The sequence below is a fragment of the Kribbella sp. CWNU-51 genome (assembly GCF_054073265.1).
This window is the reverse complement of record NZ_JBSXMZ010000031.1, coordinates 153,589-179,644: the sequence shown is the minus strand read 5'-3', so window position 1 is coordinate 179,644 and position 26,056 is coordinate 153,589. Positions and strand designations below refer to the sequence as shown.

Below are 26,056 nucleotides of genomic sequence, written 5' to 3'. Positions count from 1 at the left end.
CAGTCCTACTCGCCGGTGACGCCATCTATCAGTTCCCGCGCGACGTCCAGTTGGCCGGTGTGCCGCGCGTACTCCTGCAGGACGTGGAACAGAATCCAGTTCAGCGGCGGCCGGTCGTCGGCGTCGAACCGTCCACCGGCAGCGCCGAGGGTCGCCGGATCCACCCCGGCGACCAGCCGCCGGGTGAGCTCGCCGCCCTCGTGCAGCGCGGCCAAGAGACCCTCGAGAGTGTCGTCCGGGCCGATCTCCCACCGGCCGTCCGGATCGTCGCCCGAGTCACCCCAAGGGTGATCGACCGGCTCACCCGCGAATCCCCAGCGGAGCCAGCGTCGCTCCACGAATGCCAAGTGCCTGAGCAGCTCCAGGGGCGACCAGCCCGACGGCAGGCGACTGCCCCGCAGATCCTCCTCACGCAGGCCCATCAGCTTCGTCTCGATGACGCCGCGGTAGTGATCGAGGTACCACAGGTGGAGCTCGACCGTGTCGGCCAGCTCGCTAGGCGGAGTGGTCATCAGAGCGCCCTGAGATACTCGGCCGTCTCGGCGTCGGCCGGGTAGAAGGACTCGATCATCAGCTCCGACACTGTGACGTCGAGCGGCGTGCCGAAGGTGGCGATCATGGTCAGCAGCGACAGCTCGTGGCCGTTGTGCATGAGTTTGAACGGTACGACGACCTCGGCCGGTCCGGGATGCGCCGGCCGGTCGTCCACGGCGTACTGGCGGAGTTCGTCGTACAGATCCTGGAGCTCGGGGTCGGCGGTGCTCGCGGCCTGGCGTTGCAGGCTGGCGAGGGCGGCGGCGCGGACGTCGGCGATGTTGCCGATCCGGCGGGCCAGGCCGTCCGGGTGCAAGGTCAGCCGGAGCGCGTTGATCGGTGCCTGGAGCAACTTTTCGTCGACGCCGGCGGTGAACAGCTGGATGCCGGCGTTCGTCTCGACGATGTTCCACCAGCGGTCGACGACGAGGGCCGGGTACGGCTCGTGGGCCTTCAGCAACCGGCGCAGCGTCGTCCGGATCGCGAGCATCGCCGGTGAGTGCAGCGACGCCTCGCTGTAGATCGGCGCGAATCCGCCGGCCAGCAGGAGCTGGTTGCGATCCCGCAGCGGTACGTCGAGATGCTCGGCCAGCCGCAGCACCATCTCGCGACTCGGCCTGGACCGCCCGGTCTCCACGAAACTCACGTGCCGGGTGGACACTTCGACCCGGTTCGCCAGCTCGAGCTGACTGAGCCGGCGGCGCTCCCGCCAGCCACGCAGAAGCTGACCCACCGGGCGCTGGAACGTCTCCTCGATCGTCGCTGCCATGGTCCGACCGTAACCGCTCGCATAGACAACGCGATTACCTCTGACGTCATCGACCAGACCTGCGGACCGGCGGCAGGGTTCTGGTCATCCGAACTTCCGAGGAGGAAACACCATGAACGCCAACGCTCTCGCCGACCAGTACTTCGCGATGTGGAACGCCGCCGACGCCGACCGCCGGGCCGAGCTGATCGCGGGGACCTGGACCGAGGACGCGACCTTCGTCGACCCGAGCTTCGAGACGAACGGCCACGACGAGCTGAACAAGCTGGTCGGCGCCGCGCAGCAGATGTTCCCGGGGCTGTCCTTCGTCCGCATCGGCGACATCGACGAGCACCACACCTACCTGCGCTGGACCTGGCACCTGCAGGCCGACGGCCAGGAGCCGGTGGCAGGCGGCACGGACATCGTCGTGCTCACCGAGGACGGCAAGATCAGGAAGCTGATCGGCTTCCACGACTTCGCCCCCGCGCACTAGTCCCCACCTCGTTGACCGGGGCATCGATCGCCAGGGCCTGTTAATTGGGTGGCAGGTCCTGGCGGCCCGGCGCAGCATGGGTGGGTGCTCAGCGCCCAGGATCTGGAAACCTTCGAGCGCGACGGGATCGTCAAGGTCCCGGCCGCGTTCTCGGCCGACGAAGCCGCGCGGATGCGGGACGTGCTGTGGTCCGAACTGAAGAACCGGCACGGGATGGATCGGGACGACCGCTCGACCTGGACGACGCTGCGGCCGACCGGACTGAAGACCACCAAGCGGCACCCGGTCGCGAACGCGATCCTCGGCCCTCGGCTGCGGTCGGTGCTCGACGACCTCCTTGGCGAGTGGAAGCAGCCGCCGCATCAGGGGCAGGTGCTGGTCACCATGCCGACGGGCGAAGGCTGGGCGGTGCCGCATCGCCAGTGGCACACCGATGTCGGGTTCGACCAGCCGGCGGACGAATTGGCGGCCGTGAAGACCTGGGCTCTGCTGGACGACCTCGAGCCTGGCGGCGGCGGGACTCCGCAGGTGGCCGGATCGCCGCGGGTCATCGCTCGCTACCTGAGTACGACGGACGAGCGCGAGTTCACCGCGATCCGCGACCAGGTGCTGCGGTCCGATCCGTGGTTCCGCAGCCTGACCTCGGCCGGCGAGCGGCCGGTCGATCCGATGGTCGAGGCCGATCTCGACGGCCTGCCGGTCCGCGTGGTCGAGCTCACCGGTCGCGCGGGTGACGTCTACGTGACCCATCCGTGGATCCTGCACTCCATCGCGCCCAACGCGAGCGACACCCCACGGATGATGCGCAGCCGCTTCATCTGGAAGTCGGCCTGAGCGGTCAGAAGGCGGCGACCAGCCGGGCGCACCGCACCGGGTCCTCGGTGAGGCCGACCGACAAGCCCCAGAGCCAGTAGTCGACCGTCCGCCAGACGACCCAGTCCCGCGCGCGGTCCCGGTCCAGACCGGCGGCGCCCACGGCCGTGTCGAAGTGCGGCACGATCTCGGCCATCTCGTCGAGGCGCGTCCACAGCACGCGGCCGAGGTCGAAGGCGATGTCGCCGCGGTACAACACCGGATCGACCGTCAACCACGGCTCCCGGGAGCCCGCGAGTACCTGATCGGAGTGGAAGTCGCCGTTCACCGCGAGATCTGACGTGGTCTCGGCCAGGTCCGGGGCGACGCGCAACGCCTCGCGCAGCACACTGACGTCGAACGGCTGACCCAACTGCTCCCACTGCCGCTCCAACTCGGCCGAGCGCCGGGCCACGATCGCAGCGGTCGACGGCACATCATCCGGAGCCGGCACCGCGAACCGCCGCATCAGGTGCCCCAGTACGGCGACCGCCTCGTCGACCGGCCGACTCGTCAGCGGCGTTGTCAGCCGCTCCAGCAACATCGCACCGGCTTCGACGTCGGCGTCGTACAGCCGGACCATGCCGCGCCCGTCCCACCACCGCAGCGCCCGGGCCTGCTCCTCGACCTCGCGGCCGGGCGGCGACATGCGTAGTACCAAGTCATCACCAGCCCGCACGACCGGCACCACGATCGCGTTCGATCCGTGCGCCACCGGCCCGGTGATCTCCAACCCCCACCGCGCACACTGCTCCTCGACAGCCCGGGTCAGCCCACCCAGCCAGTCCGCGCCCTCTGTCCACCACCGCGGCATCCGCAGGAACTCCTCAGGCAGTTCGATCACCCGAACAAGTTAGCCGCGACAGTACTGGCGACGCGCCCGAATTACCGAGGCCTCCCAGACGGCGGGATGGCGGACCATGATGTGGGCATGGGCGGAGAGGGTGGGATGGGCGGGTTGCAGTTCGATCCGGAAGTGTCTCGGCAGACCGAGGCGATGTACACGACGGCGGATGTGGTCGAGCAGCGGCGGATCGTGCGGGTGGCGCTGGCGTTGCGACCGGGGGATCGGGTGCTGGACGTCGGCGTCGGGCCGGGATTGCTCGCGGTGGAGATGGCTGGAGAGGTGGGGCAGACCGGGCGGATCTGCGGGATCGACATCAGCGACAGCATGCTGGCGATCGCGAGGACCCGCGCCGGGCCCGGGATCGAGTTGGAGGTGGCATCGGTGATGCGCATCCCGTATCCGGCCGAGAGCTTCGATGTAGTCGTGTCCACCCAGGTCTTCGAGTACGTCGACGACGTGGCGGGCGCCTTGGACGAGGTCCGCCGGGTGCTGCGGCCGGCGGGTCGCGTCGTACTGCTGGACACCGACTGGGCCTCGGTGGTGTGGCGGTCGAGTGACGACGCGCGGATGGCGCGGGTCCTGACCGCGTTCGAGGACCATCTGGCCGATCCGCATCTGCCCCGGACGCTGGCCGACGCACTGGCCAAGTCCGGTTTCATGCTCACCCACCAGCAGGTGGTGCCGCTCCTCAACACCGGGTACGACAATCGGGCGTTCAGCGCCAGCCTGATCGACATCGTCTCCGGGTTCGTGCCTGGCCATGGCGGCGTCACGGCGGACGAGGCGCGCGCCTGGGCCGACGATCTGCGCGGACTCGGGGCCGGCTACTTCTTCAGCCTCAACCGGTATCTGTTCGTCGCGTCGGCGTTGTGAGTGCCGAGCTCGGCGAGCGCATCCTGGGATAGATGCGCCCGCCGGGCGCCGGTCGTTCTCCCGCCCCTCAGTGGGAGAACTCGCGGCTCGGTGAACACCACCCATGCCCGAATGGCACTGACCGAACCGCGGGACCACCTAGAGGTACCCCAACCGCGCGCGGCTCACACCCCCCGGCACGCGGACCGAGCGGAAATCTTCACGTTCCTCAAACCTTCCGCCCGGATGTGCCTCGACCTGTGACCTGGGTCCCGCCTACGCTGGACGGCGATTTCGCGTGCCGGGGGAGGTACGCGGACGTCAGGGGGAGGAAACACGATGCCGGATGTGTTCGACGACGAACTGGCCGAGGCCGACCTGGACGAGCTGGAGGCGCTCGGGGCCGCGGAGGACGCGGACCTGATCCTCGGCCCGGTCAGCGGTGAAGCAGATGCCTGAGGCAAGGATCGTCTGGCGGGGCTGGGCGCTGAACAAGCGGACCGCGGCGATGGTCGAGGCCGCGGAGAAGCTCTACAAGTCGAAGTTCGCGATCCTGCAGGGGTCGTACGACAAGGGTGGTGTGGAGGCGTCGGCCGGCACCCACGACGGTGGCGGAGCGATCGACATCGACGTACGGACGAAGAGTGTCGCGCAGCGGGTCGCCGTCGTGAAGGCGATGCGCGCGGTCGGGTTCGCGGCCTGGCTGCGTACGCCGGCGCAGGGCAACTGGCCGTATCACGTGCACGCGATCGCGGTCGGGGACAAGGATCTGTCCCGGGGCGCGGCGACCCAGGTCGCGGAGTACCACCGCAAACGCAACGGCTTGGCCAACCGGGGCAAGGACGACGGGCCGCCCGGGTTCTACGGGATGACCTGGGAGCTGTACCTGAAGGCGCACACGCCCAAGCAGCCGGTGCCGGACTCGACCATCTCGCTGGCCGCGATGGCGTACGCGCGGACGCACGACGCGATGACCGGGGTGTGGGGCGCGGACCGGGCCCGGGTGATCGCCTGGGCGGCGCATCCGAAGGTCGGCGCGATCAGCAAGGCCGAGACCGTGCCGCCGGCCGGTGTGCCGTGGCACCTGCACTTCCAGCGGGTGATCCGCAAGGTGCAGGTGCACTTCAAGCTCGAGGACACCGGCAGCTTCAACGCCGCGGTCGCCACGGTGATGAAGCGCTACGGCTACACGATCGTCGCCTGAACCGCCGTACCGACGACAAGGCCCCACCGGTAGCAGCCGGTGGGGCCTTGATAGTCCACTACCGCCCGGGCATCCCCGGTGCAGCTGTGGAGGTGGAGAGCGGAACCGACGCCGATGCAGGGGTCAAGACGTCAGCTCCGCTTGCCTGTGTGGAGTTATCTCGAGTCGACCGCCCAGACCTGCGCCTGGTGGAACTCGAGGTGTTGCTGCATCGCTGCCGGGGTGCCGACCGTGCCGAGGTGGTTCATCGTCGGTACGACGACCGCACGGACGTCGGACCGCTTCACTTCCTCGAGCAGTGCGTGGAAGGCGGCGGACTCGGCCGCGTCGCGCTCGGTGTACACGGTGCCGAGGGTGAAACCCTCCGCGCTGGCGAACGCGGCGAGCGAATCCGTCGCCGCGGCCAGCTCCTCCGCGCAGCTCAGCGCGTCGGCCCGTACATACCCGAGCAGCGTCGGCCGGGTGGTCATCGTCCCGGCTCCGCGGTGCTCTCCGCCAGCACCGGCTCGCTCGTCACCCGGAGGGAGGCGAACCGCCGCCGCATGGCCTCCTCGTACTGCGCTGCCTGGTCCGCTGTGGCGGTGTGGTCCGCGATCGGGTGAGCGCCGAACCAGACCCGCACCCGACGGTGCGCGGCAGGGATTTCGAGCGTCTCGGTCATCAGCGGTCCTTCAGCAGTGTCGGTCGGCGCCCCGGACGGCTTTGTCCGGTGCTGAGATAAAGAACACCTCACCGGCACGTCCCTCCGGAACACTTCCGAAGGGACCTTTACAGAGCCCTAACGCAGAGTAGGGAATCATTCGAATCCGCTGGTCAGAGCCCTCTCGGAGCGGCCCGGCAGACCCCGGGAAACCGCTGTCAAGAACGTTTGCAGTAATTTGCCAATAACGATTCGGCGACCGTGCCTTTTCGGCCGGCGCAGAATATATGACGTCCTGCTAACCGTTCGCACCCGGTTGCTCACGCACCGGTAGAAATTCTGGTGAAAGCCGCCGGATGACCCGGTACGACGGCCAGCGTCAAGGGTGCCGCGAGTACGGCGAAGGCCGCCAGCAGGTTGAGGGTCAAGGGCAGGCCCAGGACGAGCGTCATGGCCGGGGCGATGAGGGCGCCGATCAGGAGAGCGAGGGAGTCGGCGGCGAAGAAGAGCGCGCCGACGCGACCGAGCATGGCCGCCGGCGCGGTCCGTTGGATCGTGGTCTCGGCGGTGATCAGGAGGATGCTGCCGGGGAGGCCGATCAGGCCGGCGGCGACGACTGCCCACGGGATGCTCGGGGCGTTGAAGAGGGCGAAGAAGGCCGCGGCCGTCGCGAACTGGGTGACGGCGAGCAGGTCGCGAGTCCCCAGCCAGGTGGCAGCCCTCGTGCTCAGGGCGGCGCCGATCAGGTAGCCGGCGCCGAGGCCGGAGATCAGGTAGCCGACGACGTAGCCGGGTGCGTGCAGCCGGTCGACGGCGAAGGGGACGAGGAGTGCGGTGAGGCCGGCGTTGGCGGTGAGGAAGATCGTCTGGCCGATGAGGACTCCGCGGAGTGCGCGGTGCCGGACGACGTACCGGAATCCTTCGAGGGGTCGTGAGGCCTCTCGGCCGGATGGGTGCCTGTGGGTCCGGACGGTCGCGATGATTGCCGCTGACAACAAATAGCTGGCGATGTCGACGGCCAGCACGAACTCGATGCCCGGACCGGCCAACAGCAGTGCGCCGAGCGGCGGTGCGGCGAGCCGGATCGTGCTGCTGGTCAAGGCGTTCAGGGCGTTCGCAGCGGCGAGTTCGTTGCCGGTGCCAACGACTGCCGGGAGTAGGGCGCGGGCCGCCGGCCGGAACACCATGGTGGCGATGTTCTCGGCGAGGATCGCCAGATAGATCAGCCAGATCCGGTCCGCGTCGGCGAACAGGATCAGCGCCACCGCGGCGGCGCTGACCAGATCCGCGATCCACATCGCCCGGCTCAGGTCCCAGCGATCCAGCAGTACGCCGGCCCACGGTCCGAGCAGCAGTGCCGGCAGCGCCTCCAGGGCGAGCGTGAGGCCGGTCGCGACCGTGGATCCGGTCAGCGCGAACACGTGGAACGGGATCGCGACCACCAGCAGCCACGAGCCGATGCCGGAGATCCCGCCGCTGATCCACAGGCGACGGAAGTCGCGGTTCCGGAGTGTCTTCACGGCCTGGGAAGCTATCTTGACGAGATAGATCTTGGCAAGAGTGTTCTGTGAGAATAGACTGACGATCGTGGAACTGGGTGAGCTCCTCCGTGAGCGGCGCAAGGCGGCGGGGCGGACCATCGCGTCGGTCGCCGTCGACGCGGGACTGTCCGTGCCCTACATCGCCAACCTGGAGAACGGGCGCGGCAATCCGACCGTGGCCGCGCTCGACCGGCTCGCCACCGCGCTGGGGACCCGGCTCGAGGTTGGCATCGCCGACGAGCCACCTGACACGTCGCAGGCGTCACAGGCCTCGGCTGACTTGTTGAGCGGCTCCGATCGATCCGGCCAGGTCATCAGGGTTTTGGCGGTGGCTCAGTCGCGTTCCCGATCCGCGGTCCGGGCCGATGTGATCCGGGCCGTCGACGGGCTCACCGCCGTACTCGATCGTCCGTTGTCGGATGCGGACCTGAACCGGCTGCTCGACCTCCTGCTGCTGGCCTGATGCAACCCCGGACGACCCGCTGCCCGTTCTCGGCGATCACCCGGGAGGTCGTGGCCGGCGGCGATGTGGCGGAGGTCGTGGACCGGTACTACACGCCCGATGTCGAGCAGATCGCCGATGGGGTCACGCTGGATCGGCGGCGGCTGATCGACCACCTGCGGCCGATCCGGAAGAACCTGGTGGCCTGTTCGTACGACGTGCACGAGGCGATGCGCACCGGCGATCGGCTGGCGGCGCGGTTCACCGTCCACGCGGAGATGCGCCGGGGCCGGACGATCTCGACCGAGGTGTACCTGTTCGGCGAACTCGCGCCGGACGGTCGGATCCGTCGTACGACGCAGGCGACGCGGGATGTGAGCGTGTGACGACGACTGTCCGGGTGGCGGGAATGAGCTGTGGGCATTGCGTGCGGTTCGTGACCGATGAGCTCGAGGCCGTGCCGGGAGTCGAGTCCGTGGCCGTGGATCTGGCCACGTCGATGGTCACGGTGGTGAGCGACCGCGAGCTCGAGCCGGCCGCGATCCGTACGGCGATCGAAGCGGCCGGCTACGAGGTCGCCGACTGATCAGCTGTCACCCGGTAGGTCAGCAGGACGACCCCGCCGGCGAACGCGCGGCTCGTGGTGAGTCGCAGCTTGTGGGGTGTGCCGTCGACGAATAGCCGCCGTCCGCTCCCGAGCACCGTCGGATAGACGAACAGCCGGTACTCATCCACCAGGTCGGCCGCGATCAGCTCCTGCGCCAGCCGGATGCTTCCGGTGCACACGATGTCGCGGCCGGCAGACTCCTTCAGTTTGCGTACGTCGTCCAGTCCGCGGAGCACTGTGGTCGGCTCCCAGCCCGGTTCCTGCAGCGTCGTGCTCACGACGTACTTGTGGACCTGGTTGAGGTACGCCGTGATGCCGGTGGTGTCGTCCGTCTGCTTCGGCCAGAACTCGCGCATGTCCTCGAAGGTCTGGCGGCCGGTCAGGAACGCGTCCGCTCGGGCTGACTGCTCGCGCACCGCTTCGAGTACGTCCGGGCCGCCGTCGGCCGGGCCGAACCACTCGCCCGCCTCGATCACGCCGTCGACAGTGATGTTCTGGGTGACGATCAGATCGCGCATCAGGGTGTCCTCCTCGGTGGCTTCACCGGGATACGTCGGAGTCGGCCGCGTCGTCTCGACATCGGAAGCGCACAAGCCCGCCCCGAAGGGCTTGGGGCGGGCTTGTGGCGTAGCCGGGTCAGCGGACGGTGAAGCCGGCCTTGCGGAAGGCGTCGGCCAGGGAGGTTTCGTCCATCGGGGTTTCGGGCTGGGCGCCACCGCGACCTTGGCCGCCGCCAGGTCCACGGTTCCCACCGCGGCCGCCTTGGCCACCCTGACCACCTTGGCCGCCCGGCCCACGACCCTGACCGCCGGAACCACGACCCTGACCGCCGGGACCACGGCCTTGGCCACCCGCACCGCGGCCGCCCTGGCCGCCGGCACCACGGTTGCCTTGGCCACCCGGCGTACGGGCGCCGCCGCCGACCTCGTCGTCGAGGCGCAGGGTGAGCGAGATGCGCTTGCGCGGGATGTCGACCTCGAGCACCTTCACGGTGACGATGTCGCCGGGCTTGACCACCTCGCGCGGGTCCTTGACGAAGTTCTTCGACAGCGCGGACACGTGCGCGAGCCCGTCCTGGTGGACGCCGATGTCGATGAACGCGCCGAACGCGGCCACGTTGGTGACCTGACCCTCCAGCCGCATCCCCGGCTTCAGGTCGGCGATCTTGTCGACGCCCTCGACGAACACCGCCGTCTTGAACGCCGGCCGCGGGTCCCGCCCGGGCTTCTCCAACTCGGCCAGGATGTCCGTCACGGTCGGCAGACCGAACATGTCGTCGACGAAGTCCGCCGCCTTCAGCCGCTTCAGCTCGGCCGACCCGATCAGCGCCTTCACGTCCTGACCGGTCGCATCGAGGATCCGCCGTACGACGGGGTAGGCCTCGGGGTGCACGCTGGACGCGTCGAGCGGGTCGTCGCCCTCGGGGATCCGGAGGAAGCCGGCCGCCTGCTCGAACGCCTTCGGGCCGAGCCGCGCGACGTCCTTCAATGCGGTGCGGGACGTGAACGGACCGTTCTCATCGCGGTGCAGGACGATGTTGTCGGCCAGGCCCGGAGTGATCCCGGAGACCCGGGTGAGCAGCGGGGCGGACGCGGTGTTGAGGTCGACGCCGACCGCGTTCACACAGTCCTCGACCACCGCGTCGAGGGAGCGGGACAGTGAGTTCTCCGGGAGGTCGTGCTGGTACTGCCCGACGCCGATCGACTTCGGGTCGATCTTGACCAGCTCGGCCAGCGGGTCCTGCAGCCGGCGCGCGATCGAGACCGCGCCGCGCAGCGACACGTCCATCCCGGGCAGCTCCTGGGAGGCGAACGCGGACGCCGAGTACACCGACGCGCCGGCCTCCGACACGACCGCCTTGGTGAGCTTCAGCTCCGGGTGCTTGGCGATCAGCTCCGCGGCCAGCTTATCGGTCTCGCGCGACGCCGTACCGTTGCCGATGGCAATCAGCTCGACGTTGTGCGCGGCGGCCAGCGCGGCCAGGGTGGCGATCGACTTGTCCCACTGGTTCTGCGGGACGTGTGGGTAGATGACGCCGGTGTTGACCACCTTGCCGGTCGCGTCCACCACGGCGACCTTCACGCCGGTCCGGAAGCCCGGGTCGAGGCCCATCGTCGCGCGGGTGCCGGCCGGGGCGGCCAGCAGCAGGTCGCGCAGGTTGGCCGCGAACACCCGGATCGCCTCGTCCTCGGCGACCTGCCGCAACCGCATCCGCAGGTCGATGCCGAGGTGCACCAGGATCTTCGTCCGCCAGGCCCAGCGGACCGTCTCGACCAGCCACTTGTCGGCGGGACGGCCCTGGTTCTCCACGCCGACCTTGCGGGCGATGGTCGACTCGTACTCCGTCGGTCCGTCGGCCTCGACCCCGGCCGGGAGCGGCTCGACGGTCAGCGTCAGCACGTCCTCCTTCTCGCCGCGGAACATGGCGAGGATCCGGTGCGACGGCATCTTGGTGAACGGCTCGTCGAAGTCGAAGTAGTCCGAGAACTTCGCGCCGTCGGTCTCCTTCCCCTCACGCACCGCCGACGCCAGCCGGCCCTGCGTCCACAGCCGCTCGCGCAACTCACCGATCAGGTCGGCGTCCTCGGCGAACCGCTCGACCAGGATCGCCCGCGCGCCGTCCAGCGCGGCCTGTGGGTCCGGGACCTCCGCGTTGACGAACACCGCGGCGGCCGCGATCGGCTCCACGTCCGGGTCGGCCATCAACCCGTCGGCGAGTGGCTCCAGGCCGTTCTCCCGGGCGATCATCGCCTTGGTCCGGCGTTTGGGCTTGAACGGAAGGTAGATGTCCTCCAGCCGCGACTTGGTGTCCGCGGCGAGGATCGAGGCCTTCAGCGCGTCGTCGAGCTTGCCCTGACTCTCGATCGACTCGAGCACCGTCTGGCGGCGCTCCTCCAGCTCGCGCAGGTAGCGCAGGCGTTCCTCGAGCGTACGCAGTTGCGCGTCGTCGAGCATCCCGGTGACCTCTTTGCGGTACCGCGCGATGAACGGGACCGTCGATCCCTCGTCCAGCAGCGCGACCGCTGCCCGGACCTGATTCTCACCGACCTCCAGCTCTTCGGCGATCCGCTGCTCGACCGACTGCACCACCACTGTCCGATTCCCCTCTACCGACAACAAACCCACGGCACCCGCACCCGCGTGAGCCATATCCTTCCCCATCCCACCCCCCACCCCGAAACCCCATCCCCCAACTCTGTGGACAACTCCCTCCGTACGACGAACTCCCCGGGACCGGGGTGGTCTCGGGGAGTTCGTTGTGGGGTGGGTCAGGCGGCTTCGAGGATGGGGTCCTCGTTGGTGGAGTCGGCCGGCTGCTTGGCTGGGCGCATGACCGTCACGGCGATGGCTACCGCGGCGGCGACGATGAGGGCGGCTACCGCGAAGGAGAGGTGGTAGCCGTCGGTCAGGGCTTCCAGGGCGGGCTTGGTGTCGGCGACCGCAGCGGTGCGGGTGGCGGACAGCGTTGCCAGGATGGCCAGGCCGAGGGCGGCGCCGACCTCGCCCATGGTGCCGATCAGGCCGGAGGCGAGGCCCGCGTCCTCGGGCTTGACGTCGGCCATCGACAGGCCCATCAGCGCCGGGAAGCAGATGCCGCCGCCGAGACCCAGCAGGACCAGCACCGGGAGCACGTGGACGAAGTAGTTGCCACCGACCGGAGCCTGCGTGAACAGAGCCAATCCGACCACGATCAGCGACAGTCCGGCGATCAGCGGGCGGCGCGGGCCGAACCGCATCACCAGCTTCTCGGAGTACCTCACCGACAGCAGCCCCATCACCACAGTGGTCGGCAGGAACGCCAGTCCGATCTCGAGAGCGTCGTACCCGAGCACTCGCTGCAGGTACAGCGAGCCGAGGAAGAAGATGCCGAACATGCCGGACGCGGACAGCGCCTGGATCAGGTTCGCACCGGTCAGCGTCCGGGAACGGAAGATCCGCAGCGGGACCAGCGGGTTGGCGGCGGTCGCCTCACGGACGATGAAGCCCGCCAGGAGAACCAGCGTCACGACACCGAACACCACAGTCCGCGGGGCGGTCCAACCGAGCTCGGCGGCGGGCTTGACGATGGTGAACACGCCGACCATCAGCGCCGCGGTGATCAGCACCGCACCCGGTATGTCGGTGCCGCGGCCCAGTCCGAGGCCCTTGTCCTTCTCGATCAGCCTGACGGCCAGTACGGTCGTCAGCACGCCGATCGGCAGGTTGACGAAGAAGATCCAGTGCCAGCTGATCGCCTGGGTCAGAACACCACCGGCGAGCAGACCGATCGAGCCGCCGGCCGACGCCACGAAGGCGTACATGCCGATCGCCTTGGCCTGCTCCCGCGGTTCCGGGAACAGCGTCACGATCATGCCGAGGATCACCGCGGAGGTCAGCGCACCGCCGACGCCCTGGATGAACCGGGCGATCACGAGCACCTCCTGGGACCCGGCCAGCCCGCACAGCACCGAGGCGGCGGTGAAGACGATCAGTCCGGCCACGAAGATGTTCCGCCGGCCGAGCAGGTCACCGAGGCGACCGGCCAGCAGGAGCAGGCCGCCGAACGCGATCAGGTAGGCGTTCACCACCCAGGCCAGCGAGGAGCTGGTGAAGCCGAGATCGTCCTGGATGGCCGGCAGGGCCACGTTCACCACGGTGACGTCGAGCACGATCATCAACATGCCCGCACACAGTGTGTAAAGGGCCAGCCAGCGCGAGCGGCCGCCCTGCGCGGCCGGCGAACTCGCCAGGGAGTCGGTCGTCGCGTACATGTCTATGTCTCCTTGAAGTTCGTCGTTTGGGCCTTACACCCTTACGTCGAACCAGGAGCCCTCAGATTGACACGTCCTCAGAACTTTTTTCCCGGCGCACCCGCGACAGCCAGTACGCCGTCAGTCCCGGCACCAGCCCGGATCCGACCACCAGCAGCGTCGGGACCTGCGACGCGAGCGCGAACCAGGTGAGCAGTACGACGACCCCGCCGGCGACCGGGATCGGGCGGCGGAGCAGGAACAGGTTCGCGGACCGGAAGACCGTCTTCATGGTCGCGGTCTCGGGCGCGTCCGGGAGGACGGCCAGGCCGCTGAGGTAGAGGCCGAGGATCATCCCGGTCAGCGGGATCAGGATCGCGAGCGCGAAGACCCGCGCCGCACCACCGGAGTACGCCCAGAACGAGATCCCGAACGCGAGCAGTACGCCGCCGGCGTACAGCCCGAAACCGGTCAGCCAGAACCGGCGCATCGCCCAGCCGAACTCCTTGAAGTAGTGCCGAAGCAACCGCGGCCGGTCTTGGCTGATCGCGTCCGGCAGCACCCGCTGCAGCGCGAACGCCGCCGGGAACAGCGTGATGATCCCGAAGCCGAGCACCAGGAAGACGAGCTGCAGCATCAGCAGGTCGCCGATCGTCGACAGCTTCGCCATCACGGTGTTCGTTCGGCCGACGCTGCCGTCACGTGGGGGAACAGCCACCGATTGCCTCCTCGTTCCGCGTGGGCGCTGGTTGATCGTATGATCACAAACAATCACCCGAGATCACAGGGGACCGCATGCTTGCACCGGAGCGCCACGAGCTGATCCTGCGGAGCCTGCGCCGGCACGGCCGGCTCCGGGTGGCCGAACTGGTCGCCGAGCTCGGCGTCTCCGCGATCACAGTACGCCGGGACCTGGCCGAACTGGACGCGAGCGGCCTGCTCCGCCGGGTGCACGGCGGCGCGATCGGGGCGAGCCCGGCCGACCAGCAGGCGCAGGGCAGCCGGCTCACCATCGGGATCGTCGTACCGAGTGCGGCGACGTACTACTCCGACGTGATCCGCGGCGCCGAGGCGACGGCCGGCCGGTACGGCGCCCGCCTGGTGCTCGGGGTGTCCGGGTACGACGTGGTGATGGAGCGGGAGCGGATCGACAAGGTGCTCGGGATCGGCGTGGCCGGGCTGCTGATCAGCACCGCGCTCGGCGACGGGGACGCCGACAGGCTCGACGCCCTACTGGACGAGATCGACGTACCGGTGGTGCTGATGGAGCGGGCGTTCGGGTTCCCGCAGGTGGCGCGCGAGTACGACCACGTCCGCACCGATCACGCGTACGGCGCGATGCTGGCGCTGCGGCACTTCGCGGCGCTCGGGCACCGCCGGATCGCGATCAACCTGCAGGCGACGGTGACGGCGTACTGGCTGCGGCGCGGCATCGAGACGGCCGCGGCGGCGCTCGGGGTCGAGGTGTTCCTGTCGCCGGTGGATCTGCCGGCCGCCGGTGACGATCCGGCGGCGCTCGCGCAGCTGGACGCGTTCCTGGCCGAGTGTGAGACGTTCGGGAGCCGAGCCGTGCTCGTGCACTCCGACGAGCACGGCGCCCGCCTGGTCGAGCGCGCGATGGAGCGCGGTCTGCGCGTTCCGGACGACCTCGCCGTGATCGCCTACAACGACGTGACCGCCGCCCTGGCCGTCGTACCGCTGACGGCGGTCTGCCCGCCCAAGTACGCCCTCGGCGAGACGGCCTGCGAGCTCCTGCTGCGCAAACTCCAGTCCAAACCCGGACCCGTCCAGCACCTCAGCCTCCTGCCCCACCTCAACATCCGAACCTCCTGCGGCGCACTCGAACCGGCCGCCGTTGGCCGCTCGGCCAGGTAAATTCGAAGGTCGCTTCCAGGACGAAGGGCAGGACATGGACTACGACCAGTTCCGGACCGAGTACGACCCGGTCTTCGACGTCCTCGACGCCGAAACACTCCCGGACTGGCTACCGGCCGCGGTCACCCGCCTGAAAGACCTCGCCGCCACCATCGAAGACCCGCGTCAAGCAAGTCGAAGAAGGCTTCACCGAGCTATACAGCCAGCAGCACCTGAACACCTACATCGACGATCTGGGTCTCGAGGAGATCGCACCGGGGATCAAGGACGCGAACGCGGCCGTGGCGTACAAGAAGTACCTGCCCGCCGCGAAGACCCTCGCCGACACGATCGGCCGGAACAGCGGGCTCGGCAGCGATGAGGTCGTACGTCGGATGGCGGTCGTGACGGCGGACCAGAAGTTCCGCGCCGCCGCCGAGATGATTTATGACGGCAGCGATTTGCCCGGGCTGATGCCGTCCGAGCAGCGCGCCGAGGCAGTACGTCGGATCCAGGCCGCGATCGGACCCGAGTTCGCCAAGGTCGAGAACATCACCGCCACGGATTCCGCCGAACGGCGTCGTGAATCCAGTCTCGTCGGCGCGCATACGGCGAAGGCGGCGTACGGCGTCGTCCGGGATCTCAGGAACGAGTGGAGCATGCCGGCGCCGGATCAGCAGGTGCAGACCCAGAGGAGTCAGCAGGCGCCGGGTCAGGCAGCTGTGGCGCGGGCGGGGTTGACTGGCTCGAAGCCACTGAGCTCGACGACTCGGTTGTCGGCTGACCAGCATGGCTCTCGTCGAGCGCCTACAACCTCGGGGCAGGAGCGGCAGAGCCCGACCCTGGACCGCTGACCGCAGATCCGGACGACGAGAACGAGCCCGTATCCCTGCTGGTGAGCGCACTCCCGGCAGGCCGCTGACGGGCCCTCTGGACGGAACTTTGATCGATCTAGTTCCGGGAGTGATCGGATTTGATCATTCGAGCTCTGAGGCCTTGACGAGGAAAGCCCTTTCCCATACTTTCGCTGCACTTGGGTGGTGGTCCGGTCCGCCGGACCCGGCCGAAACAGGTTCGGCAGCGAAGGAGTTCCCCTGTGAGACGTGGTGTGGGACTGACCTTGCTGGCCGCAGCGCTCAGCGTTGTGGTCAGCAGTTGTGGCAACGGGGTGATCGACAAGAGTACGGACGGGGTTCCGCCGGCCGAGGCCACCGGGACGCTGCGCGTGCTGCTCCCGTCCTTCCCGCCCAGTACCAAGGGCCGGGAGGAGTTCCAGAAGGTCGTCGACGATTTCCACCGGACTCATCCGAAGATGAAGGTCGAGCCGGACTTCGCGACGTACAAGAACCTGAACGAGAAGCTGTCCACCTCGATCGCGGCCGGCATCCCGTACGACGTGATGGTCACCGGCGTCGGCTGGATCCAGCCGTTCGCGTCGAAGCGGATCTTCGAGGATCTCGGCACGTACGGCGTGACCCCGGACGTGATCAAACAGAAGAGCCTCGGGGCGCTGATCCCGGCGGCGACGTACGACAACAAGCTGTACGCCTTTCCGTTGATCGCCGACACCCGCGCGGTCGCGTTGCGCAAGAGTGCGTTCCGTGAAGCCGGCCTGGACCCGGACAAGCCGCCGACCTCGCTGGCCGACATCAAGACCGCGGCCGAGAAGCTGACCAAGCGGGACAAGAACGGGAACATCACCCGCAGCGGCTTCGACCTCGCGTCGGCCACCGGCTTCCGGCAGTCGTTCACCACCTTCCTGGCCTCCACCGGTACGCCGCTCTACGTGGGCGGCGAACCGAACTTCAACAACAAGGCGGGCCTGGACACCTTGTTGTGGATCAAGTCGATGATCAATAACGTCCAGCCGTACGGCCAGGCGAACGCCGCCCAGCAACCCCTCGTGCTCACCGGTGAGGCCGCGATGGGGATCGTCAACGGCGGCGTCGACTGCTCGGACAAGGGCATCGGCCAGAAGAACTGCGACGACCTGAAGTTCTTCCGCTTCAACAGCGGCAAGGAGATCGAGTACGTCGGTGGCGACCTGGCGTCGATCGGGTCACGCGCGCGGCACAAGGACGCGGCCTGGACCTTCATCCAGACCCTGACCCAGAAGAACACGCTGGACGCGATCGCCAAGCTGAACAAGAAGATCCCGGCGTACCCGGACGCGAGCAACTCACCGCAGGCGAAATCGAACCCGTTGAGCCAGTTCGTCGCCGACGGCCTGCAGTACGCCGTCAACGAGAACGAGGTGCCGTCCAACTGGCTCGAGATGCGCGGCAACTTCGACATCCAGCTCACCCAGGCGGTCCTCGGACAGAAGGATCCCGCCAAGGCGCTGGCCGACCTGGCAGGACAGTCCCGATGAGCACAACACTTGAACGTCCAGCACTGGACACCCCGCGCAAGGTAGCTCCGGCCAAGGACAGCGGCACGCTGCTCCGCAGTCAGGTCCGGACCGGCTGGGCCCTCCTGACCCCGGCCCTGCTCCACTCCGGCATCTTCATCGTCATCCCGGTGGTCGCCGTACTGGTGCTGAGTCTGACCGACTACAGCTTCGGTGACACCTGGTCCTGGGTCGGTTTCGGCAACTACTCCGAGCTGTTCCGCGACGTCGATTTCCAGGCGTCGCTGTGGCACACGGTCCTGTACGCGATCGTGGTGATCCCGATCTCGATGGCGATCTCGCTCGCGGTGGCGATCGGGCTCAACCAGAAGATCAAGGGACTCGGGTTCTTCCGGACCGCGTTCTACATCCCGACCGTGACCGCGACGGTCGCGGTGGCCACGATCTGGCTGTGGATCTACAACCCCGGCTCCGGGCTGGCGAACGGGTTCCTCAGTTTGTTCGGGTTCGCGCCGAACCGCTGGCTGGCCGACCCGGCGACCGCGCTGCCGTCACTGATGGTGGTCGGCATCTGGCAGGGCCTCGGGACCAAGGTGATCATCTACCTGGCCGCGCTGCAGGGCGTCTCCCGCGACCTGCTCGAGTCGGCCGAGCTGGACGGCGCCAACCGCTGGCAGAAGTTCGCCAACGTGACCTGGCCGGCGATCGGTCCGGTGCAGTTCTTCGTGCTGATCACCTCGATCGTCGGCACGTTCCAGGTGTTCGACCTGGTCTACGTGATGACGCAGGGCGGTCCGGGTTCGGAGACCCGGGTGCTGGTGATGGACATCTATCAGAACGCGTTCCAGGACCTGAAACTCGGCTACGCGTCCGCCGAGACCGTGATCATGATGCTCGTGATCGCGGCGTTCATCAGCGCCGGGCGCCTGATCCAGAGGGCGGATGCCAATGACTAGCGTTACGTTGCCGGCAGTGGATTCCCGCAAGCCGTCGGCGTTCCGGCCCGGCCGGATCCTGCTGTACGTCGTGCTGCTGGTCGGCGCGATCCTGATGATCACGCCATTCGTCTGGATGCTGCTGACCGCGTTCAAGAACAATCTGGAGATCGCCACGTTCAGCTGGCTGCCCAAAGAGCTGCGCTGGCGCAACTTCACCGAGGCGATGCAGACCGCGCCGTTCCTGCGGTACTTCCGCAACAGCCTGTTCATCGCGGTCGGCGAGACCGCATTCACCCTCGCGGTCTGTACGACGGCCGGCTACGCGCTGGCGAAGCTGCCGTTGCGCGGGGGCAAGATGTTGCTGAACTACTTCATCCTGCTGTTGCTGCTGCCGTTCCAGATCATCCTGGTGCCGCTGTTCATGATCGTGAAGTCGATCCCGCTGTTCGGCGGCAACAACATCCTCGGCCACGGCGGTATCGGCTGGCTGAACTCGTGGTGGGGCCTGATCATTCCGCTCGGCGCGGCGCCGCTGTTCACCTTCCTGGCCCGGCAGTTCTACGTCTCCCTGCCGGACGAGCTGGCCCAGGCGGCCCGGGTGGACGGGCTCAGCGAGTTCGGCATCTTCTGGCGGATCATGACCCCGCTGATCAAGCCGGCGCTGATCACCATCTGCGTGTTCCAGATCGAGGCGGCCTGGAACGGCTTCCTCTGGCCGCTGATGATCACCACGTCGGACACGATGCGCCCGCTGCAACTGGGGCTGGCGATCTTCTCGCAGAACCCGGCCGAGATCCAGTGGCCGTATCTGATGGCCGGTACGGCGCTCGCGACGCTGCCGATGATCGTGCTGTTCGTGTTCGCCCAGAAGCGGTTCGTCGAGGGAATGGCGAACGTGGGCATCAAGGGCTGAAACCTCGAACAGGTGCTCACCCCGCCCCGGGTGAGCACCTGCGAGGCCCCCCTCCACATGCGGTGGTCCCGAAGAAACACCGGAGCGTCCCGCTAGGCCCCCCTGCCGGGTCGCTCACCCGTTTATCGTCTCAGTGTGGCCGCCGTTACAGCATTCCTGAGGTTTTTTCGCGCCTTCCCGAAATGATTTCACCAACACCTTGCCAAATTCGCCCGCCCCAGCTACAACAGGCACCTGGCAAGCAACCCTCGGTAGGCATCTCACTCAGTGGGTCGCTAAGCTGGCTCGCGTGACTGCCGGGTCGGCCATGGGCCATGCACGAGTTGGGTGCCCGGGCGCGTTCTGAGCGCCGGGAGGGCCGTTCGGGGCCCGCCTTCGTTTCTCTCTGTCGGCAAGGTTTCCACCCCGAGCTCACGAGAGAAGCGACCACTGAACGATTTCACCGAACAGATCATCAAGGAATTCCGGGCGAACGATGGCCAGGTCGGCGGCCCGTTCACGGACGCCAGATTGTTGCTGTTAACAACCACCGGCGCTCGCTCAGGCCGGCCGCACACCACGGTCCTCGGGTACTACCCGGACGGTGAGCGGGTCCTCGTCGTCGGCTCGGCCGCCGGTGGCCCCAAGCACCCCGATTGGTACCACAACCTGATCGCCGATCCGGCGGTCATCGTGGAGACCGGCCTCTTCACCTACCCAGCCACAGCGGTCGTACTGCGGGACGCCGAGCGCGATGAGGTCTTCGCCCGACTCGTCGAGGCGGACTCGGGTTGGGGCGACTACCAGACCCGCACCACCCGGATCATCCCGGTCGTCGCCCTCCTCCCACAGCCAGGCCCACCCACCGGCGGTCGCGGCTCCTTCGCCGACGCCCTCAGGCTCATCCACACCGCGTTCCGCCGGGAACTCGCTTTGATCCGCAAGGAAGTCGCGACATCCGGCATCGCGGGCCTGGGCGCGCAGCTCCGCGTCAACTGCCTCACGGTGTGCCAAGGCCTGCACTATCACCACACCGGCGAATCCGGCGGCCTTTTCCCGGCCGTGCTCGAACAACACCCTGAGCTATCGGACGAGATCGCCGTACTCGAGTCCGAACACGACCAAATCGCCGTACACCTGACCGAGCTGGAGAAGCTGGTCGCCGGAGCCGAGCCGGATCTCCTGCCCGAGGTCGACCGCATCGTCACCCTCCTCAACGCCCACCTGGATCGCGAGGAGGCCACGCTGCTGCCCTTCCTCTGAGCTCTTGTGCCGGCGTCGGCTGCCGGGGTAGGAGGTCCTCATGTACGACGAGGCCGTCGCGGCCGGCCGGGTTGCGCTGTCGCAGGGCGCCTGGTCGGTCGCACGCGCTCGGTTCGAGGCTGCTCTGGCTTAGTGATCCGCGGTCGGGCGGCGGGCCAGTAGGGCGAAGGAGTTGGGGAGCCGGCCGGACCACGCGGCCGCGGTGGTGCCGTCCTGGGGTCGCCAGAAGGGTTCGGCGTACTCCTCAAGGACTTGCACGTGCAGGCCGGCGGTGGTGATCGCGGTGACGATCTGGCCGAGGTTCCACTGCCATTCGCGGGCGCCGTTGCCCGGGAAGGTGTCGTTGACGTGTGACTCGGCGAAGTAGCTGCGGTCCGGCCGGATCCGCGGCTCGTCCTCGTCCCACGTCCACAGCGGGACGGCCGGGTGCGCCTCGTACACGAACAGGTGTCCACCTGGCCGCAGTACCCGTGCCACGTCCCGAGCCCACGCGGCGAGGTCACGCATCCAGATCAACGCGCCTTTGCCCGTGTACACGAGATCCGCGCACCCGTCTCGCACAGGTACGCCGGGCACCTCGGCGACGGCGTACCGGCAACTCACCCCGAGCTCGTCAGCCCGCCGCTGAGCCGCACCGATCGCCACTGAGCTGTAGTCCACCCCCACCACGAGCCGGGCCCCCGCCTTCACCAGCCCAACGTCATCCAGCCCATGCCCACTCTGAAAATGCACCACGACCGGCCCAGTCGCGAGCACCGGCCCGAGCAACTCCACCTCCCGCCGCTCCAGCAGCCCATCCCCCCGCGCCTCCTCCAGCAGTTCGTCGTACTCCCGAACGTGCTTCTCTGAGGCCCGCTCCCACACCACTTGATTGAGTAATGCGAGGTCGTGGTGATCTTGCGGGCGTAGGTCGTAGCCCTGGTGGGTGTGGAACTGCGCACTCAACGGCAGGCAGCGCACTTCGCGACCGGCGATCCGCCCGATCTCCGGCGGTGGGATGTGGAAGGTGTTGCCGTCGAAGTCGGTCTGCTCGGTGCCGCCGCCGGGCATCGGCGTACTCGGATGTAGGTCTACTCGCTGCCCTTCCGCGTGAGTGAGCTGCACAGTCACCTCGACGAACCGGGCGTCTGTCATCGCGTAGCCGGTCGCTCCCAGCACCTCTATCGCCGTGTCGAGCTGGGGTCGAACCACTCCAAGGTCCAGGTCGCCGTGGTCTCGCGTCTGCCGGCCGGCCAGGGCGTCGACCCCCCAGCCACCGTCGACCCAGACATCAATGCCCCGATCGACCAGGAGGTCCAAGAGCTCGAGTACACGCTCCGCGGGCATCATCGGATGACCTCGTAGCGGAGGGACAGGACGCCGTCGGGGGTGGTGTTGGTGGAGAGGAGGTGCAGGGCGGTGGGGAGGGTGTCGGGGAGGAGTTCGGGGCCGTCGAAGATGGATGGGACCGACGCGCCGCCGATGGCGGTGGGGAGAAGGACGAGGTGGAGTTCGTCGATCAGGTCGGCTCGGAGGAGGGCGCCGTTCAGGCCGCCGCCGGCTTCGGAGATGACGCAGGTGACGCCGAGGACGTCCCGCATCCGCTGGAGTGCAAGGGAAAGGTCGACTCGGTCTTCGCCTGCGACCAGGTACGGGACGGTCTCCCGGCGTAGATAGGACAGGTGCGACGCGGGTGTCGCGCGGGCGACGAGGAGCAGGAGATCGGTCCCTTCGCCGCCCTTCATGTCCCAGTGCACACGGCCTCGGCTGTCGACGACCGTGAACCACTTCTTGTGGTTCGGAGGCACTGCGGGCAGGTAGTCCTCGTACAACCCGTCGGCATCCGTCGGCGGAAGGTCGAGCGGACCGACGTCCGGGGTGACGAAGGTGCCGCTGCCCTCGAGGATCGCCGTCGGCGCGTACAGCTCCTCCAAGAGCGCCGTACGCGCGGCCGCGGCGGCATCCGCGCCCGTGGGCCAGATCGATCGCCAGATCGACCCAGCCTCCTCGGACAGCAGCAGCCGGTCCCGCCCGAGCGTCACGCGGCCATCCACCGACGCCGTCACCGACACCACCACCCGCGCCCGATCAGTCATGCCGGTCTTCCTATCAGCGGGAACCGACAGTCACTCGTTGTGGAGAACCTCCGCGATGGTGGTGTGAGCGGCGGACCGGGCCGGGATGTAGGCGCCGGCGGTCGAGATGAGGATGCCGGCGAGAACCAGGAGAGCGAGCAGGTAGAGCGGATAGACGTTGAGCATGAAGGCCGGGATCGCTACCTGAGCGCCGTTCGCCATCGCGGGAACGACGAGGCGGTGGGCGAGGATGCCGAGCGGAATGCCCAGGAGACCGCCGAGCGCGCCCAGTGCGGCCATCGAGGTCACGACCATCACCGTGACCTGACCGGGAGTCATACCGATCGACTTGAGCATGCCGAGGTCGCGGCGCCGTTCCCGGGTGTTGAGGACGACCGTGTTGAAGACACCGAGTGCCGCGACGGTTCCCAGCATCAGAGTGAGTAGTACGACAGTCGCCAGCACGATCGCGACGAAGGTGCCCGCGTCCTGACCGGAAGTCTCCTGCAACCCAGGGTCTCCTGCCTGAACGGCCGTGACGTAGGCGTCCAGATCCGTGCCCGGCTTGACGTTGATCTCGTACAGGTTGGCACGCAGCTTGGGAGACACCAGTGCCAATGTCTGCCAATTCGACAGCACCTCGTCACCCGAGTTGTAGAGCGCCTTCCCGACGATCCGCACCTGGACGCTCTTCCCCTGCCCCTGCAGAGTCATCGTGTCCCCAACCGCCAGCCCACGCTGGCGCAGGAACCGCTCGGACACCACCACCTGCCCCGGACCGTCGAACCACTGCCCGTCGAGCATCCGATAGCCGAGCTGCGTGAAGTCACCGCGGTAGAACGACACCCGCAGATCCGTCTTCGTTCCGGCCAACCGCATCGGCAGCTCCGCGCTCGCAGTCACCGACGAAGTGCCGGCAGTCGAGCGCAGCAACGCCTCGTCCGCGGCGTCACTCAGCTTGGCGGCGGGCGGCGGCTCCTCACCCGGAGGCACTGGACCGCCCTGCGCATCACCGGCGAACATCGCCACGTCGACAGCACCGACCCGACTCGCAGCGGTCTGGTAGGTGGTCAGCGACTTCCCGAGCCCGACGGCCAGCGTCACGCTCGTGACACCCAGTACGACGGCCGCCAGCGTCAACGCCGTACGCGCCGGCCTGGCGAACGGCAGACCGAGCCCAAGGCTCACCGACCGCGGTAACCGGGTACCACTCAGCCACCGCTGCATCCGCAACCCACGCCCGGCCCGCGGTGCGCTACCCGCACTGATCGCTTCGGCCGCCGAAAGACTGCGCGCCCGCAACGCAGGCAACAGTGCGGACAGCGCCACCAGCACAGGTACGCCGAGCATCGCGGCCACGTCCACCCAGATCGGTACGCCGACACCACCCGCGCCATAGTTCTCGAAAGCCCTTGTCAACAAGGACTCTGCGAGCACATTGCCCAGTACGACGCCGACAGCGCAGCCGATGACTGCAGGGATGGACACCATCGCCAGATAGACCGTCATCACCTGCAGCGGGGTGAAACCCAGCGCCTTGAGTACGCCGATGTGCCTGAAGCCGGCCACCACGGCACCACTCACCACGTTGGCCACGATCAGTACGGCGACCGCCAGCCCGAGCCAGCCGAACACCATCAGGAACGGCACGAATGTGTTCGGCTCGCCACTCGCGAGTGCTCGCAGTGCAAGGTAGGACTGGGTCCCCAGAAGCGCACCGGACGGCAGTCCGGCAGTCACCGCCGACTGACCGGCAGACACCTGGGTGTTGGTCGCTGCCTGCGCGAAGCGGTACAGCATCTGCGTGGACGTCGGCTTGAACGACGTCATCTGCTCCGGCGTGACCCACGCATCGGCCGAACCGCTCACGCTATAGGCGAATCCGACGACGGTCAGGTCCTGACCGCCCGCCGTGACAGTGTTCCCCAGCGTCGCCGTACCGCGCCCGGTGGAGTCGGTCGGGTTCCGGTTCAGCACGATCTCGCCCGGTTTGTCCGCCCAACGCCCCTTCCACACATTGAGGCGGTCGACCGCTCCACCGGGGTCCGCACGTCCCACTGTCACCAGAGACGGCAGGCCTTTCGTCAACTGCGTCGTACTCAGGTCGAGAGTCGCCTGACCGAACGGTCCGGCCACGGCTGCGGCACTCCGCGCCGCGTCGGTGAGCTGGGTGTCGCTGACCTTGCTCCGGTCGTACGACGCCACCAGGTGCGCACCGCTCTGCCTGGAGTACGCCTGGTCGAACGGACCACTCGACGCCGCCAACAGGCCCAGCGCCACGACGATCATCGTGGTGGACAGCAGCACGACTACTCCGATGACCACGGTCTGGATCCGGCGTCGTCGTACCGCTGCTCGCGACACCGGCCACACGGCGCTCACGACGTACGCTCCAGGCTGCGCTCGCCCGCGATCTGCCCGTCGACGAACTCGATCACCCGGCTGGCGCAGCGCGTCGCGAGTTGCTGGTCGTGCGTCACCAGCAGCAGGGTCTGACCGATCTGGTTGAGGTCCAGCAGCAGGTCCATGACCTGTTCACCGGCGCGGGTGTCCAGAGCACCAGTCGGCTCGTCGGCCAGCAGTACGGCGGGGCGGTTCATCAGCGCCCGGGCGACGGCGACCCGTTGCCGTTCGCCGCCGCTCAGCTGGGCGGGGTAGATGTTCCGGCGGTCCGCGATGCCGAGTTCGTCGAAGAGTTCGAGGGCGCGCTTCCGGGCGGCCGAGGCCGACGTACCGGTCAGCTGCGCGGCCAGTGCGACGTTGTCGAGGGCGGACAGGTCGTCGAGCAGGTTGAAGAACTGGAAGATCATGCCGATCCGCCGGCGCCGGTACAGCGCCAGGCCCTTCTCGTCCAGCGTGCCGAGGTCGTCGCCGTGCACCACGACGGAGCCCGAGGTCGGCCGGTCCAGCCCGGCCACCATGCTGAGCAACGTGGACTTGCCGCTGCCGGACGGTCCCATCACGGCGACCGCCTCGCCAGCGCGGATCTCCAGCGACACCCCGTCCAGTGCGACGGAGTCGCCGTACTCCTTGCGTACGTCGGTCAGCCGCACGACCATCTGTCCGTTGCCTTCGTCATCCGTCATGCGTTCAGGCTAGGACCGCCCGCACCCGTCTGACGTCAGCCTGCCGGCGTACTGTCCGCGCCTGCTCATCCTGGAGATGTACGGCGTGCCACTTGCGGATGATGCGGAATCCGGAACGCCCCTGGG

At 68.1% G+C, this 26,056-nt stretch carries 27 protein-coding genes; 13 read left to right on the top strand and 14 right to left on the bottom strand.

Annotated features, from left to right (window positions below; translation table 11 throughout):
- Nucleotides 1-5 precede the first annotated feature (5 nt).
- Both ACXC9Q_RS29680 and ACXC9Q_RS29675 read right to left on the bottom strand, forming a co-directional pair.
- On the bottom strand, nucleotides 6-512 hold the full coding sequence (locus ACXC9Q_RS29680) for a DinB family protein (protein ID WP_457059917.1): 507 nt from the start codon (nucleotides 510-512) through the stop codon (nucleotides 6-8).
- Complete coding sequence (locus tag ACXC9Q_RS29675) at nucleotides 512-1,303, bottom strand: helix-turn-helix domain-containing protein (protein WP_457059916.1); 792 nt, start codon at nucleotides 1,301-1,303, stop codon at nucleotides 512-514. Before ACXC9Q_RS29675 ends, ACXC9Q_RS29680 begins: the two co-directional genes overlap by 1 nt.
- 112 nt (nucleotides 1,304-1,415) lie before the next feature.
- Here ACXC9Q_RS29675 and ACXC9Q_RS29670 point away from each other — a divergent pair, with 112 nt between their 5' ends.
- Both ACXC9Q_RS29670 and ACXC9Q_RS29665 read left to right on the top strand, forming a co-directional pair.
- Nucleotides 1,416-1,778 carry a nuclear transport factor 2 family protein gene (locus ACXC9Q_RS29670; protein ID WP_457059915.1) on the top strand — a complete coding sequence of 121 codons (363 nt, stop codon included), beginning with the start codon at nucleotides 1,416-1,418 and terminating at the stop codon, nucleotides 1,776-1,778.
- An 84-nt stretch (nucleotides 1,779-1,862) separates the two neighbouring features.
- Nucleotides 1,863-2,612, top strand: coding sequence for a phytanoyl-CoA dioxygenase family protein (locus tag ACXC9Q_RS29665; protein ID WP_457059914.1), 750 nt, complete (start codon nucleotides 1,863-1,865; stop codon nucleotides 2,610-2,612).
- 4 nt (nucleotides 2,613-2,616) lie between these two features.
- On the opposite strand, the gene ACXC9Q_RS29660 is transcribed toward ACXC9Q_RS29665, so the two are convergent.
- Entirely contained in the window at nucleotides 2,617-3,474 is an 858-nt protein-coding gene (locus ACXC9Q_RS29660; protein ID WP_457059913.1) for an aminoglycoside phosphotransferase family protein, read from the bottom strand.
- A gap of 87 nt (nucleotides 3,475-3,561) precedes the next feature.
- Between ACXC9Q_RS29660 and ACXC9Q_RS29655 the strand changes: the two genes are divergently transcribed.
- Both ACXC9Q_RS29655 and ACXC9Q_RS29650 read left to right on the top strand, forming a co-directional pair.
- Nucleotides 3,562-4,350 carry a methyltransferase domain-containing protein gene (locus ACXC9Q_RS29655; RefSeq protein WP_457059912.1) on the top strand — a complete coding sequence of 263 codons (789 nt, stop codon included), beginning with the start codon at nucleotides 3,562-3,564 and terminating at the stop codon, nucleotides 4,348-4,350.
- A 430-nt stretch (nucleotides 4,351-4,780) separates the two neighbouring features.
- The gene (locus ACXC9Q_RS29650) at nucleotides 4,781-5,533 is read left to right on the top strand and encodes a hypothetical protein (protein ID WP_457059911.1); all 753 of its coding nucleotides are present in this window, start codon (nucleotides 4,781-4,783) and stop codon (nucleotides 5,531-5,533) included.
- A 155-nt stretch (nucleotides 5,534-5,688) separates the two neighbouring features.
- Here ACXC9Q_RS29650 and ACXC9Q_RS29645 read toward each other — a convergent pair whose 3' ends face one another.
- The 3 genes from ACXC9Q_RS29645 to ACXC9Q_RS29635 form a co-directional block, all read right to left on the bottom strand.
- The gene (locus ACXC9Q_RS29645; protein WP_329483531.1) at nucleotides 5,689-6,003 is read right to left on the bottom strand and encodes a hypothetical protein; all 315 of its coding nucleotides are present in this window, start codon (nucleotides 6,001-6,003) and stop codon (nucleotides 5,689-5,691) included.
- Nucleotides 6,000-6,194, bottom strand: a complete 195-nt coding sequence (locus ACXC9Q_RS29640) for a hypothetical protein (RefSeq protein WP_328525240.1) — start codon at nucleotides 6,192-6,194, stop codon at nucleotides 6,000-6,002. Before ACXC9Q_RS29640 ends, ACXC9Q_RS29645 begins: the two co-directional genes overlap by 4 nt.
- Before the next feature lie 299 nt (nucleotides 6,195-6,493).
- On the bottom strand, nucleotides 6,494-7,693 hold the full coding sequence (locus ACXC9Q_RS29635; protein ID WP_457059910.1) for an MFS transporter: 1,200 nt from the start codon (nucleotides 7,691-7,693) through the stop codon (nucleotides 6,494-6,496).
- Between the two features lie 67 nt (nucleotides 7,694-7,760).
- On the opposite strand from ACXC9Q_RS29635, the gene ACXC9Q_RS29630 reads away from it, so the two are divergent.
- Genes ACXC9Q_RS29630 through ACXC9Q_RS29620 form a run of 3 tightly spaced genes read left to right on the top strand, consistent with a single transcriptional unit; the run spans nucleotide 7,761 to nucleotide 8,742 of the window.
- Entirely contained in the window at nucleotides 7,761-8,177 is a 417-nt protein-coding gene (locus tag ACXC9Q_RS29630; protein WP_457059909.1) for a helix-turn-helix domain-containing protein, read from the top strand.
- Nucleotides 8,177-8,542, top strand: a complete 366-nt coding sequence (locus ACXC9Q_RS29625; protein WP_457059908.1) for a nuclear transport factor 2 family protein — start codon at nucleotides 8,177-8,179, stop codon at nucleotides 8,540-8,542. The genes ACXC9Q_RS29630 and ACXC9Q_RS29625 overlap by 1 nt, the downstream gene beginning before the upstream one ends.
- Nucleotides 8,539-8,742, top strand: coding sequence for a heavy-metal-associated domain-containing protein (locus ACXC9Q_RS29620; RefSeq protein ID WP_457059907.1), 204 nt, complete (start codon nucleotides 8,539-8,541; stop codon nucleotides 8,740-8,742). The genes ACXC9Q_RS29625 and ACXC9Q_RS29620 overlap by 4 nt, the downstream gene beginning before the upstream one ends.
- Here the strand turns inward: ACXC9Q_RS29620 and ACXC9Q_RS29615 are convergent.
- The 4 genes from ACXC9Q_RS29615 to ACXC9Q_RS29600 all read right to left on the bottom strand — a co-directional run bounded on the left by ACXC9Q_RS29615 (nucleotide 8,724) and on the right by ACXC9Q_RS29600 (nucleotide 14,211).
- Nucleotides 8,724-9,281 carry a dihydrofolate reductase family protein gene (locus ACXC9Q_RS29615; protein WP_457059906.1) on the bottom strand — a complete coding sequence of 186 codons (558 nt, stop codon included), beginning with the start codon at nucleotides 9,279-9,281 and terminating at the stop codon, nucleotides 8,724-8,726. The two genes, ACXC9Q_RS29620 and ACXC9Q_RS29615, sit on opposite strands and share 19 nt — an antisense overlap.
- 118 nt (nucleotides 9,282-9,399) lie before the next feature.
- Entirely contained in the window at nucleotides 9,400-11,856 is a 2,457-nt protein-coding gene (locus ACXC9Q_RS29610) for a Tex family protein (protein ID WP_457059905.1), read from the bottom strand.
- A gap of 176 nt (nucleotides 11,857-12,032) precedes the next feature.
- A complete protein-coding gene (locus ACXC9Q_RS29605) occupies nucleotides 12,033-13,514 on the bottom strand; it encodes a DHA2 family efflux MFS transporter permease subunit (RefSeq protein ID WP_457059904.1) in 1,482 nt (493 codons plus the stop codon).
- Between the two features lie 61 nt (nucleotides 13,515-13,575).
- Complete coding sequence (locus tag ACXC9Q_RS29600) at nucleotides 13,576-14,211, bottom strand: DUF624 domain-containing protein (RefSeq protein ID WP_457059903.1); 636 nt, start codon at nucleotides 14,209-14,211, stop codon at nucleotides 13,576-13,578.
- Nucleotides 14,212-14,288: 77 nt separating this feature from the next.
- Here ACXC9Q_RS29600 and ACXC9Q_RS29595 point away from each other — a divergent pair, with 77 nt between their 5' ends.
- The 6 genes from ACXC9Q_RS29595 (at nucleotide 14,289) to ACXC9Q_RS29570 (ending at nucleotide 20,790) form a co-directional block, all read left to right on the top strand.
- Nucleotides 14,289-15,368, top strand: coding sequence for a substrate-binding domain-containing protein (locus ACXC9Q_RS29595; protein WP_457059902.1), 1,080 nt, complete (start codon nucleotides 14,289-14,291; stop codon nucleotides 15,366-15,368).
- Nucleotides 15,369-15,649: 281 nt separating this feature from the next.
- Nucleotides 15,650-16,201, top strand: a complete 552-nt coding sequence (locus ACXC9Q_RS29590) for a hypothetical protein (RefSeq protein ID WP_457059901.1) — start codon at nucleotides 15,650-15,652, stop codon at nucleotides 16,199-16,201.
- Between the two features lie 242 nt (nucleotides 16,202-16,443).
- The gene (locus ACXC9Q_RS29585; RefSeq protein WP_457059900.1) at nucleotides 16,444-17,718 is read left to right on the top strand and encodes an extracellular solute-binding protein; all 1,275 of its coding nucleotides are present in this window, start codon (nucleotides 16,444-16,446) and stop codon (nucleotides 17,716-17,718) included.
- Nucleotides 17,715-18,653, top strand: a complete 939-nt coding sequence (locus ACXC9Q_RS29580) for a carbohydrate ABC transporter permease (RefSeq protein WP_457059899.1) — start codon at nucleotides 17,715-17,717, stop codon at nucleotides 18,651-18,653. Before ACXC9Q_RS29585 ends, ACXC9Q_RS29580 begins: the two co-directional genes overlap by 4 nt.
- 16 nt (nucleotides 18,654-18,669) lie before the next feature.
- Nucleotides 18,670-19,548, top strand: coding sequence for a carbohydrate ABC transporter permease (locus tag ACXC9Q_RS29575; protein WP_457059898.1), 879 nt, complete (start codon nucleotides 18,670-18,672; stop codon nucleotides 19,546-19,548).
- Between the two features lie 429 nt (nucleotides 19,549-19,977).
- On the top strand, nucleotides 19,978-20,790 hold the full coding sequence (locus ACXC9Q_RS29570) for a nitroreductase/quinone reductase family protein (protein ID WP_457059929.1): 813 nt from the start codon (nucleotides 19,978-19,980) through the stop codon (nucleotides 20,788-20,790).
- A 129-nt stretch (nucleotides 20,791-20,919) separates the two neighbouring features.
- Here the strand turns inward: ACXC9Q_RS29570 and ACXC9Q_RS29565 are convergent, their stop codons facing one another.
- The 4 genes from ACXC9Q_RS29565 to ACXC9Q_RS29550 are packed head-to-tail and all read right to left on the bottom strand — an operon-like array spanning nucleotide 20,920 to nucleotide 25,930.
- Nucleotides 20,920-22,116, bottom strand: coding sequence for a nucleotidyltransferase domain-containing protein (locus ACXC9Q_RS29565; protein WP_457059897.1), 1,197 nt, complete (start codon nucleotides 22,114-22,116; stop codon nucleotides 20,920-20,922).
- The gene (locus tag ACXC9Q_RS29560) at nucleotides 22,116-22,865 is read right to left on the bottom strand and encodes a RibD family protein (RefSeq protein ID WP_457059896.1); all 750 of its coding nucleotides are present in this window, start codon (nucleotides 22,863-22,865) and stop codon (nucleotides 22,116-22,118) included. The genes ACXC9Q_RS29565 and ACXC9Q_RS29560 overlap by 1 nt, the downstream gene beginning before the upstream one ends.
- A 30-nt stretch (nucleotides 22,866-22,895) precedes the next feature.
- Nucleotides 22,896-25,226, bottom strand: a complete 2,331-nt coding sequence (locus tag ACXC9Q_RS29555; protein WP_457059895.1) for an FtsX-like permease family protein — start codon at nucleotides 25,224-25,226, stop codon at nucleotides 22,896-22,898.
- The gene (locus ACXC9Q_RS29550; RefSeq protein WP_457059894.1) at nucleotides 25,223-25,930 is read right to left on the bottom strand and encodes an ABC transporter ATP-binding protein; all 708 of its coding nucleotides are present in this window, start codon (nucleotides 25,928-25,930) and stop codon (nucleotides 25,223-25,225) included. Before ACXC9Q_RS29550 ends, ACXC9Q_RS29555 begins: the two co-directional genes overlap by 4 nt.
- Nucleotides 25,931-26,056 lie beyond the last annotated feature (126 nt).

Coding starts and splice junctions, on each gene's coding strand:
- ACXC9Q_RS29680 (WP_457059917.1), bottom strand. CDS start 512: ATGACCACTCCGCCTAGCGAGCTGGCCGACACGGTCGAGCTCCACCTG.
- ACXC9Q_RS29675 (WP_457059916.1), bottom strand. CDS start 1,303: ATGGCAGCGACGATCGAGGAGACGTTCCAGCGCCCGGTGGGTCAGCTT.
- ACXC9Q_RS29670 (WP_457059915.1), top strand. CDS start 1,416: ATGAACGCCAACGCTCTCGCCGACCAGTACTTCGCGATGTGGAACGCC.
- ACXC9Q_RS29655 (WP_457059912.1), top strand. CDS start 3,562: ATGGGCGGAGAGGGTGGGATGGGCGGGTTGCAGTTCGATCCGGAAGTG.
- ACXC9Q_RS29650 (WP_457059911.1), top strand. CDS start 4,781: ATGCCTGAGGCAAGGATCGTCTGGCGGGGCTGGGCGCTGAACAAGCGG.
- ACXC9Q_RS29645 (WP_329483531.1), bottom strand. CDS start 6,003: ATGACCACCCGGCCGACGCTGCTCGGGTATGTACGGGCCGACGCGCTG.
- ACXC9Q_RS29640 (WP_328525240.1), bottom strand. CDS start 6,194: ATGACCGAGACGCTCGAAATCCCTGCCGCGCACCGTCGGGTGCGGGTC.
- ACXC9Q_RS29625 (WP_457059908.1), top strand. CDS start 8,177: ATGCAACCCCGGACGACCCGCTGCCCGTTCTCGGCGATCACCCGGGAG.
- ACXC9Q_RS29615 (WP_457059906.1), bottom strand. CDS start 9,281: ATGCGCGATCTGATCGTCACCCAGAACATCACTGTCGACGGCGTGATC.
- ACXC9Q_RS29605 (WP_457059904.1), bottom strand. CDS start 13,514: ATGTACGCGACGACCGACTCCCTGGCGAGTTCGCCGGCCGCGCAGGGC.
- ACXC9Q_RS29595 (WP_457059902.1), top strand. CDS start 14,289: ATGCTTGCACCGGAGCGCCACGAGCTGATCCTGCGGAGCCTGCGCCGG.
- ACXC9Q_RS29580 (WP_457059899.1), top strand. CDS start 17,715: ATGAGCACAACACTTGAACGTCCAGCACTGGACACCCCGCGCAAGGTA.
- ACXC9Q_RS29565 (WP_457059897.1), bottom strand. CDS start 22,116: ATGCCCGCGGAGCGTGTACTCGAGCTCTTGGACCTCCTGGTCGATCGG.
- ACXC9Q_RS29560 (WP_457059896.1), bottom strand. CDS start 22,865: ATGACTGATCGGGCGCGGGTGGTGGTGTCGGTGACGGCGTCGGTGGAT.
- ACXC9Q_RS29550 (WP_457059894.1), bottom strand. CDS start 25,930: ATGACGGATGACGAAGGCAACGGACAGATGGTCGTGCGGCTGACCGAC.